This is a genomic window from Agromyces sp. NPDC055658 (genome assembly GCF_053618155.1).
Genome location: NZ_JBSHHD010000004.1, coordinates 161,578 through 170,956 on the forward strand (window position 1 = coordinate 161,578; position 9,379 = coordinate 170,956).

At 71.8% G+C, this 9,379-nt stretch carries 9 protein-coding genes; 7 read left to right on the top strand and 2 right to left on the bottom strand.

The window, feature by feature from the left end; translation table 11 throughout:
* The first annotated feature begins 198 nt into the window (after positions 1 to 198).
* Positions 199 to 561: a PadR family transcriptional regulator gene (locus ACWGPE_RS03800; protein ID WP_452048178.1), complete on the top strand. Its 363-nt coding sequence runs from the start codon at positions 199 to 201 to the stop codon at positions 559 to 561.
* Position 562: 1 nt separating this feature from the next.
* On the top strand, positions 563 to 2,002 hold the full coding sequence (locus tag ACWGPE_RS03805) for a permease prefix domain 1-containing protein (protein WP_376930918.1): 1,440 nt from the start codon (positions 563 to 565) through the stop codon (positions 2,000 to 2,002).
* Between the two features lies 1 nt (position 2,003).
* On the opposite strand, the gene ACWGPE_RS03810 is transcribed toward ACWGPE_RS03805, so the two are convergent.
* Positions 2,004 to 2,675: a response regulator gene (locus ACWGPE_RS03810; RefSeq protein WP_231432100.1), complete on the bottom strand. Its 672-nt coding sequence runs from the start codon at positions 2,673 to 2,675 to the stop codon at positions 2,004 to 2,006.
* The gene (locus tag ACWGPE_RS03815; RefSeq protein ID WP_452048179.1) at positions 2,672 to 3,886 is read right to left on the bottom strand and encodes a sensor histidine kinase; all 1,215 of its coding nucleotides are present in this window, start codon (positions 3,884 to 3,886) and stop codon (positions 2,672 to 2,674) included. Before ACWGPE_RS03815 ends, ACWGPE_RS03810 begins: the two co-directional genes overlap by 4 nt.
* Before the next feature lie 197 nt (positions 3,887 to 4,083).
* Here ACWGPE_RS03815 and ACWGPE_RS03820 point away from each other — a divergent pair, with 197 nt between their 5' ends.
* The 5 genes from ACWGPE_RS03820 (at position 4,084) to ACWGPE_RS03840 (ending at position 9,326) form a co-directional block, all read left to right on the top strand.
* On the top strand, positions 4,084 to 4,755 hold the full coding sequence (locus tag ACWGPE_RS03820; RefSeq protein WP_231432102.1) for a hypothetical protein: 672 nt from the start codon (positions 4,084 to 4,086) through the stop codon (positions 4,753 to 4,755).
* A 226-nt stretch (positions 4,756 to 4,981) separates the two neighbouring features.
* Positions 4,982 to 6,148 (top strand): ABC transporter ATP-binding protein, encoded by a 1,167-nt coding sequence (locus ACWGPE_RS03825; RefSeq protein ID WP_452048180.1) that lies wholly within the window; start codon positions 4,982 to 4,984, stop codon positions 6,146 to 6,148.
* A 100-nt stretch (positions 6,149 to 6,248) separates the two neighbouring features.
* Entirely contained in the window at positions 6,249 to 7,430 is a 1,182-nt protein-coding gene (locus ACWGPE_RS03830) for a polyamine ABC transporter substrate-binding protein (RefSeq protein WP_231432104.1), read from the top strand.
* Positions 7,423 to 8,394 (top strand): ABC transporter permease, encoded by a 972-nt coding sequence (locus ACWGPE_RS03835; RefSeq protein ID WP_231432105.1) that lies wholly within the window; start codon positions 7,423 to 7,425, stop codon positions 8,392 to 8,394. The genes ACWGPE_RS03830 and ACWGPE_RS03835 overlap by 8 nt, the downstream gene beginning before the upstream one ends.
* The gene (locus tag ACWGPE_RS03840; RefSeq protein WP_231432106.1) at positions 8,391 to 9,326 is read left to right on the top strand and encodes an ABC transporter permease; all 936 of its coding nucleotides are present in this window, start codon (positions 8,391 to 8,393) and stop codon (positions 9,324 to 9,326) included. The genes ACWGPE_RS03835 and ACWGPE_RS03840 overlap by 4 nt, the downstream gene beginning before the upstream one ends.
* Positions 9,327 to 9,379: the final 53 nt, after the last annotated feature.

Below are 9,379 nucleotides of genomic sequence, written 5' to 3' on the forward strand. Positions count from 1 at the left end.
TGGCGGGGCGTCCGCTCGTCGTGAAACCCATGCTGCGCCCGCCGGGACGGGCCGCATCGACGATCCAGGGGGTGAACTTCTGCGGTATTTCTGCGGCACGGAAGAAGCGCCACCGGTTGGCCGCCGCTCGCCTCCACCGGCGCCATCGTGGTACCTTGCAGTTCTAGGTATCTAGCAGCTCAAGGTATGGAGACGGTCATGCGCATCGGCAAAGACCTGGTCGCGGCGGCCGCGACCCCCGTCGTGCTCGGCATCCTCGCCGAGGGAGAGTCGTACGGGTACGCGATCCTGCAGCGGATCACCGCCCTGTCGGGCGGTGAGCTCGAGTGGAGCGACGGCATGCTCTACCCCCTCCTGCACCGGCTCGAGCGACTCGGGCACGTGCACTCCGAGTGGCGTCAGAGCGACTCGGGCCGGCCGCGCAAGCACTACCGCCTGAGCGAGCAGGGTGAGGCGGTGCTCGCCGAGCAGCGCCGGCAGTGGTCGGTCGTCGGCGACGTGCTGAGCAAGGTGTGGCCCGACGACGGCCCCCGGCTGCGCCTCGCGCTCGGGGAGGTCTGACGTGCCGATCGACGCGCCCCACGACCTGCCGACCGACCTCGACGCGCTCGTCGCCTCGTGGCGGCGATGGATGCAGCGGCACGATGCGATGAGCGCGACCGACCTCGCCGAGCTCGAGAGCCACCTCTACGACACCGTCGACCACTTCGTCGCCGCCGGGCTCACCCCCGACGAGGCGTTCCTGGTCGCGGTGAAGCGCCTCGGCGCGACCGACGATCTCTCCCGCGAGTACGCACGAGAGCACTCCGAGCGGCTCTGGAAGCAGCTCGTGCTGACGGGCGACGGCGGCACCGACGCCGTCGATGAGGAGGACGCCGCCCGTCCCCTCCCGTTCCACCGCCGGGCGAACGGGCTCGCCGTCGCGCTGGCGCTCGGCGCCGGCGCCGGCCTCGCCGTGAAGGCCGTGGACCTCGCGACCGACGACCCCGCCCAGGTCGTGCTGAACAGTGCCGTGATCGTGCTGCCGTTCCTCGCGCTCTGGTTCGCGTGGCGCCGCCGGCCCTCCCTCGGGGTGCTCGCGACCGTGGGCGCCGTCTTCCTCGTCACCGGGCTCGCGCTCAACCTCTACCCGTTCACGGTTCCCGACACGGCCACCGCCGGATCCGAGGTCGCCGGGATCACCGCGGCGACGGAGATCATCGCGATGATCGGCTCGTTCGTCGTGCTCTGGCTCGCGGTCGGCATCGCCTACGCCGGCAGCGGCTGGCGCGACGAGCGCACCCGCATGGACGTCGTGCGCTTCAGCGGCGAGTGGTTCGTCTATTACCTGCTCATCGCCCTCGGCGGCGGCGCGCTCTCGGCGCTGACGGTCGCGGTGTTCGCCTCGATCGGCGTCGACGTGATGCAGTTCGTGGGCGAGTGGGTGCTGCCGCTCGGCGCGGCGGGAGCGGTGCTCGTCGCGGCGTGGCTCGTCGGGGCGAAGCAGCGCGTGATCGAGAACATCGCCCCCGTGCTCACGAAGGTCTTCACACCCCTGTTCACCCTCTTGCTGCTCGCGCTCGTCGTCGCGGCGCTCGTGCAGTGGAACCTCGTCGACGCGAGCCGCGACCTGCTCATCGCCTTCGACGCCGTGCTCGTCGTGGTGGTCGGCCTCCTCGTCTACTCGATCTCGGCGCGCGACCCGCTGCTGCCGCCCGGGTGGTTCGACCGACTGCAGGCCCTGATGCTCGCGAGCGCCCTCGTGCTCGACGTGGTCGTCCTCATCGCGATGCTCGGGCGCACCGGCGAGTTCGGCTTCAGCGCGAACAAGACCGCGTCGCTCGGCCTCAACCTCATCCTGCTCGTCAACCTCGCCTGGGCGATGCGCCTGCAGGTCGGCTTCCTGCGGCGTCGCACGGGCTTCGGCGCGCTCGAGCGCTGGCAGACCGCGATGCTCCCGGTGTACTTCGCGTGGGCCGCGATCCTCGTCGTGGTCTTCCCGCCGCTGTTCGGCTTCGCCTGAGCTATCCGCCTGCCGCGTGTTCGCCGGGTCGCACGAGCCCCGACTCGTAGGCGGCGACGACGGCCTGCACCCGGTCGCGCACACCGAGCTTCACGAACAGGCGGGTGATGTGCGCCTTGACCGTGGCCTCGCTGAGGAAGAGCTCAGCGCCGATCTCGTGGTTCGAGAGCCCGCGCGCGATGAGCGACCACACCTCGCGCTCGCGTGGGGTGAGGTCGACGGATGCCGTCGCGCGCGCGTCGGGCGGCGGCGCCGCGAGGTAGCGCTCGATCAGCCGCCGGGTGAGCGAGGGCGCCAGCAGCGACTCGCCCCCGGCGATCGTGCGCACGGCGTCGACGAGCCGGTCGGGCGGTGCGTCCTTCAGCAGGAATCCCGAGGCGCCGGCCTGCAGTGCGCGGTACACGTACTCGTCGAGGTCGAAGGTCGTGAGCACGAGCACCCGCGGCGCTCCCGGCGCCCCGGCGATCCGACGCGTGGCCTCGATGCCGTCGAGGCCGGGCATGCGGATGTCCATGAGCACGACGTCGGGGCGGAGCCGGCGCACGAGCTCCACGGCCTCGATGCCGTCGCCCGCCTCGCCGACCACCTCGAGATCGGCCGCCTCGAGCAGACCGACGATGCCCGAGCGTACGAGCGCGTGGTCGTCGACGACGAGGAGCCGGGGGCCGCTCACGCGTGCGATCCGATCGGCAGGGGGCCGAGCGGAAGGCTCGCGGCGACGCGCCAGCCCGCCCCGGATGGGCCCGCCTCCAGCGACCCGCCGTACACCCGCACGCGCTCGCCCATGCCCGGCAGTCCACGCCCGCTGCCGGGGGCACCGGGGCGGACGACCGTCGGCGCCCCGTTCACGACCGCCACCACGACCGCCCGCTCGTCGCGCGAGACCCGCACCTCGACGGGCGCTCCAGCGGCGTGGGTGCGGACGTTGGTGAGCGACTCCTGGACGATGCGGTGCACCGCCAGGGCGTGGCCGTCGGGGATGTCGCGCGCCGGCTCGTCGACATGGAGGCGGCACTCGTGCCCGGCGGCCTCGGTCTCCGCGATGAGCTCGGGCAGGCCCGAGAGACCCGGCTGCGGCGCGTAGACCGCCCCGTCCTCGCGCAGCACGCCGAGGAGGTGCCGCATCTCGTCGAGGGCCGACTGCGCGGTGCCTCGCGTGAGGGTGAGATGGCGTCGCGCACGGTCGAGGTCCTTGTCGAGGAACTGCTCGGCGGCCCCGGCCTGCAACGCGACGATCGAGAGCGCGTGCGCGACGATGTCGTGGAGCTCTCGTGCGATGCGCACGCGCTCGGCGGCGACCGCGTCGGCGGCCAGGCGATCGGAGCTGTCGCGCGTGCGTTGCAGGGTGAGCGCGCGATGGCGGACCACGCGACCCGCCGTCCAGGTCGCGCCGACGAAGAACACCAGGAAGACGGTGCCGGCCGTCTCGATGCCGGGCGAGCCGAAGTAGCCGAGGACGTGGGCGCCGAGCATGGCCGCGATCGGCACGAGGCCGAGCAGCGCGGCCCGCCACCACGCCGCGATGCGCTCGGCGACCGTGAAGGTGGCGACGAGCAGGCTCGGGAACGGGTTGAAGGTCGCGTCCGGCCCGCTCGTCGCGGCGTGCAGCAGCAGCGCGCAGGCGACCGCGAGCATCACGAGCGCCGGAAACCGACGCCGCACCACGAGCGGCAGCGAGACGGCGAGCGCGAAGCCGAGCTGGGCGACGACGTTCGCCGAGGGAACGAGCAGCGCCTCCAGCACCGCCCAGAGCGCGATACCGCCCGCGAGCGCGAGGTCGAACGGCGTGGTCCACGCGCGCCAGCCGCGGGCGCCGGGCGCGATCGGGCGGAGCACCTCGTGCTCGTCGCGCGCGCGCTCACTCGTGGGGTGCCGGCTCGTCACGCTCCGATGCTAGGCCGAGGAACGGCACCCACGACAGCGACGAAGGTCGGCATTCGGCCCCGATCCGAGTCGTATCCGGGGCCGCCCGCGAGTCGAGCCGCCCGTCGACCCTCGGACGATGCCGGCGCCTGCTGGCCGTCCGTAGCGTCGCATCGCCGGCCGATCGTGCCGGCCTCGAACTCGAACGGAAGGCCGACATGGCACCCCTCACCGAATCCGGATCAGCGCCCGACCGGGAGCTCCGCCCATCGCCGCGTCCCACGGCCGGCACGCGGCCCGCCGGCGCCGCCTACCCCCGGCCCGGCCGCGTCGGCCACCGCCTCGCGGGCGCCGCGGCCCTCACCGCCGGAGCCCTGTCGATCGTGATCGGCACGTTGCAGATCCTCTTCCCGCAGGACGAGGATCCGACGATCGATCCGCGGACCCGGGTCATCCTCGCGATGTTCACGGTCAGCCTCTGGGCGCTCGCGGTGCTCTTCCTCGGACTGGCCCGGTACGCCGGATCGAGCTGGGGCGCGATCGTCGCCGCCGTCGGCACGGTCCTGCTCACCGTCGGCACCATCACGAGCGCCGTGAACGGCGTCGACCTCGAGTTCTTCCCGATCGTGGCGATGGCGGCCAATGCGCTGTGGCTCATCGGCTCGATCGCACTGTGCGTCTCGCTCGTACGCGCACGCCGGGTCGGCCTCTGGCTCGCGATCGCCCTGCCCTTCGTCCAGGTGCCGCTGCTCTTCCTCTCGCAGCTCGGCGGCGGCACGGTCGCGGGCGCCTACCTCGTGGCGGTGGGCTGCGTGCTCCTCGCGGGCCGCGTCCAGCAGCGTGCGCGCCGGCGCGAGCTCGAGGAACGCAGCGCGACACCCGGCGCCTGAACCGACGGCCCGGGCGGCACGGTGCGCGGATCACCGCGAGCCCCGACGCCGCCCGGGCATTCCGCACCACCGACCGTCCGGGCACCGACCGGACGGTCTGTCCGATGCCGGTCGCGGGTTCGTCTGGTTCGTCCAGTTCGGGCGTCGCGCGTTTGCGTCCGGTCGGGTGCGCGGATTGAATGGCGACGAACGCGACGAGGCGTCCGAGTGAAAGAGGTGCCGCACCGTGACCAGCGCAGCCACGATCGAGTCCAAGCCGACCACTTCCACGACCGGCGAGGCGCCCGGCACGGTCGTCGTCGATGCCGTCACGAAGCGCTACGGCAACGCGACCGCGGTCGACGGCATGTCGCTCACGATCGAACCGGGCGAGTTCATCTCGCTGCTCGGCCCGTCGGGCTGCGGCAAGACCACGACGCTGCGCATGATCGCCGGGTTCGAGCAGCCCGACGCCGGCGATATCCGCGTCTCGGGCCGTTCGGTGCTCGGCGTGCCGCCCTATCGCCGCGACGTGAACACGGTGTTCCAGGCCTACGCGCTCTTCCCGCACATGTCGGTCGCGGAGAACGTCGCCTACGGCCTGCAGCAGCGCCGCACGCCGAGGTCGGAGGTGCGCGACCGCGTGGTCGAGGCGCTCGACCTCGTGCAGATGCGCCGATTCGCCGACCGCAAGCCGACCCAGCTCTCGGGCGGACAGCAGCAGCGCATCGCGCTCGCGCGCGCACTCGTGAACCGTCCGTCGGTGCTGCTCCTCGACGAGCCGCTCGGTGCGCTCGACCGTCAGCTGCGCGAAGAGATGCAGCTCGAACTGAAGCTCCTGCAGTCGCGCCTCGGCATCACGTTCGTGTTCGTCACCCACGACCAGGGCGAGGCCCTCTCGATGAGCGACCGCATCGCGATCATGCGCGACGGCCGCATCGAGCAGCTCGCCGACGCCGACACCGTCTACGCGCGGCCCGCTTCGGCCTACGTCGCGGCGTTCGTCGGCCAGCAGAACTTCTTCCGCGGCGAGGTCGCCGAGGGCGGCGCGGCCGTCGCATCGACCCACGCGCTCGTGCGCGGTACGGCGCCCGAGCTCGCGGGGCTCGCGAACGGCCAGGCCGCGGTGCGGCCCGAGTTCGTCGAGATCGCCGCGGCCCGGTCGGATGCCTCGGCCGAGGTCAACCTCGCGCGCGGCACGCTGCTCGGGGTCTCGCACCTCGGCGAGACCATGCAGTACCTCGTGCGGCTCGGCGACGACCAGAGCCTCATCGTGCGCCGCCCCACCCCCGAGGCGCCGAACCTCACCGTCGGCGACCCCGTCGAGTGCTCGTGGCGCGCCGAGAGCGTGCTGCTGTTCCCCGCCGACGATGCGGCGAGCGCGGGCGGCTACGTCGCCCCGCCGACGGCCTGAGCCGGCCCGCAGCGCCGGCCACGGGGCATCCCGTCGCCGTGCGCACGTCTGCGACCTCCACCCCTGAACCGCGATCCCTTCCCATCACCAGGAGACTCCGATGACCGATTCCCTCCCCACCGTCCGCATCCTCGCTCACGAGAGCGCCGCGAAGGTCATCGGCCGCGAGCTCAACCGCCGCCGGTTCCTGAGCTTCGCCGCGGCCGCCGGCGCGACCGGCTTCCTCGCCGCGTGCTCGACGGGCGGCACCCAGGCCGCCCCCGTCGCGACCGGCGGCCCGCTCGAGTCGAAGCTCTCGATGTACACGTGGGGCGACTACGACGCGCCCGACGTGCTCGAGGCGTTCACCTCGGAGCTCGGACCGAAGATCACGCTGAGCTCGTTCAACTCGAACGAGGAGATGATCTCGAAGCTCGTCGCCGCGAAGGGCACGAGCGGCTTCGACATCGTCGTGCCGACCGGCACGTTCATCCCGCAGATGGTCGAGAACGGCCTGCTGCAGAAGCTCAACCACGACCTCATCCCGAACCTCGAGCACATGGACGCCGCCTTCGTCGGCCGCGCATGGGACCCCGAGAACGACTACTCGATCTGCAAGGCGTGGGGCACGACCGGCTTCGTCTACGACAAGACCGTCATCACGCGCGAGCTCAAGGACTGGAACGACTTCCTCGACGCCGCGCAGAACGAGGCGAGCGGCAAGACGTCGCTCCTCGACGACCCCGCCGAGCTCACCGGCCTCTACTTCTGGGCGAACGGCGTCGACTGGAACACGACCGACCCCGCCGAGCTCGACGCCGCCGAGGACTACCTCGTCAACACCCTCGCCCCGCACGTGTCGGCCTTCGACTCCTACCCGGGCGGTGCGGCCATCCCGCAGGCGACGCACGCACTGCTGCAGGCGTGGAACGGCGACGCCCGCATCGGCATCCTCGAGTCGGGCGACCCCGACCGCTGGCAGTGGGTGCTCGGTTCGCCCGACACCGAGATCTGGATGGACAACTGGGCGATCCCGACCGGTGCGCCGAACCCCGAGGCCGCGCACGCGTTCATCAACTACGTGCTCGACCCCGAGAACTCGCTCGCCGAGCTCGACTACATCGGCTACCACACGGGCGTCGCCGGCATCGAGGAGGCGGCGCAGGCCGCTGAGCTGCCGATGCTCGACCTCGTGTTCTTCACGCCCGAACAGATCGAGACCATGAACGAGGGCGCGGTCACCGAGGCGCAGGCCCGCATCGTCGAGATCTGGAACGCGACGAAGGCGGCGGCGGGTGAGTAAGAGGTCCGGCGCCGCCCTCGCGATCCCCGCGTGGGCGTGGCTGCTGATCTTCTTCGTCGCGCCCGTCGCGATGGTGATCTGGTTCAGCTTCGGCTACAAGCCGGGCATCTTCGGCACGCACGCGAACGACGTGCTGTCGTTCGACCGCTACGCCGAGGCGATGTCGCCGACCTTCTTCGCGACGTTCCAGAACACGCTGTGGGTCGGCATCGCGGGCACGCTGCTGTGCCTCGTGGTCGGCCTGCCGGTCGCGTACTGGATGGCGGTCAAGGCGTCGCCCGCCCGGCGGGGCCTCCTCGTCGCGCTCGTGATGGTGCCGTTCTGGACCAACTTCCTCGTGCGCACGATCGGCTGGCAGGTCATCCTCGCACCCGAGGGGTGGCTGTCGACGACGCTGCAGCAGGTCGGGCTCATCGGCGGCCCGCTCGACATCCTGTACACCCGCGGGGCCGTGCTGCTCGGCGTGGTCTACAACTACCTGCCGCTCATGATCCTGCCGCTGTTCGTCGCGTTCGACCGGGTCGGCCCACCGCTGCGCGAGGCCTCGAAGGACCTCGGCGCCGGCAAGTGGACGACGTTCTTCCGGGTGACCCTGCCGCTCGCCCGGCCGGGCGTCGTCGCGGGCGTGCTGCTCGTGTTCATCCCGCTCATGGGCGACTACATCACCGCGACCGTGCTCGGCGGTGCGAAGGGCAACATGGTGGGCCAGCTCGTGGCGAGCCAGTTCCAGACCGCGCAGAACTGGGCGCTCGGCTCGGCGATGGCGGTGCTCCTGATCATCGTGATCATGCTGACCGTCGCCGTCGGCGCGCTCGTCGTGTGGCTCGTGACGCTGCCGTTCCGCTCGCGCAACCGGCTCGTGATCGGCGACGCGGCGAACGCCGCACCGGCTCGCCCGGTGACGACGGCGATCGCGGCGATCCGCTCCCGGCCCGCGCCGGCCGACGAGGAGGTCTCCGCATGACCGTCCAGCAGTCCCAGCCGCAGCAGCAGGCCCCGGCGCCGGAGCAGTCGAAAGGCCCGGGCACGACCCCGGCCGCGGTGCGGCAGCACCGGCGACGCCGCCCGTGGTCCGACATCGTGCTCAACGTGTGGGGCGTCGCGGTCTTCGCGTTCCTGTTCGCGCCGATCGTCGTCATCATCCTGTCGTCGTTCAATGTCGGCCGCCTCCTCGTGTCATGGCAGGCCTTCGGCTTCGACTCCTTCCTCGCGATCGCCTCGAAGCCCGCGATCCGCGACGCCGTCTGGATCTCGGTGCAGACGGGCTTCATCGCGGCGATCGTGGCGACGCTGCTCGGCACGCTCGCCGGCATCGCGATGGCGAGGCATCCCGGCAAGTGGGTCTGGTGGTTCCTCGGGCTGCTGCTGCTCGTCTCGGTGACCCCCGAGATCGTCGACGCCGTCGCCCTGCTGCCGTGGATGGTGTTCCTCGGCCAGGATCTCGGCCTCGCGATCTTCAACGACGGCATCGTGCGCCTCGTGGTCGGCCATTCGCTGTTCTCGGTCGCGGTCGTGTCGTACCTCGTCCGGGCCCGCCTCGTCGGCCAGGACGCGCAGCTCGAGGAGGCCTCCGCCGACCTCTACGCGAAGCCGTTCAACACGTTCCGCCGCGTGACGCTGCCCCTCGCCATGCCCGCCGTGCTGGCCGGCTTCCTGCTGTCGTTCACGTTGAGCCTCGACAACACGGTCATCGCCGCGTTCGTGCAGGTGTCGGGCACGACGCCGTGGCCCGTCTACGTGCTGAGCGCGCTGCGCAGCGGCCTGCGGCCCGAGATCGCCGCGGTGTCGACGATCATGCTCGTGCTCACGCTCATCGCGCTCGGTCTCGTGGCGTACGTGCTGCGCCGGGCCGGCGACTCGGCCGCCGACATCGCACGCACCATGAGCGGCGGCTGATCCGCCGCACCGCACCGACGAGGGAGCGCGACGAGACCATCGCTGCTCGTCGC

What these genes read in the sequence shown, in the direction of transcription:
- ACWGPE_RS03800 (WP_452048178.1), top strand. Translation starts at nt 199, where the DNA reads ATGCGCATCGGCAAAGACCTGGTCGCGGCGGCCGCGACCCCCGTCGTG.
- ACWGPE_RS03820 (WP_231432102.1), top strand. Translation starts at nt 4,084, where the DNA reads ATGGCACCCCTCACCGAATCCGGATCAGCGCCCGACCGGGAGCTCCGC.
- ACWGPE_RS03830 (WP_231432104.1), top strand. Translation starts at nt 6,249, where the DNA reads ATGACCGATTCCCTCCCCACCGTCCGCATCCTCGCTCACGAGAGCGCC.
- ACWGPE_RS03840 (WP_231432106.1), top strand. Translation starts at nt 8,391, where the DNA reads ATGACCGTCCAGCAGTCCCAGCCGCAGCAGCAGGCCCCGGCGCCGGAG.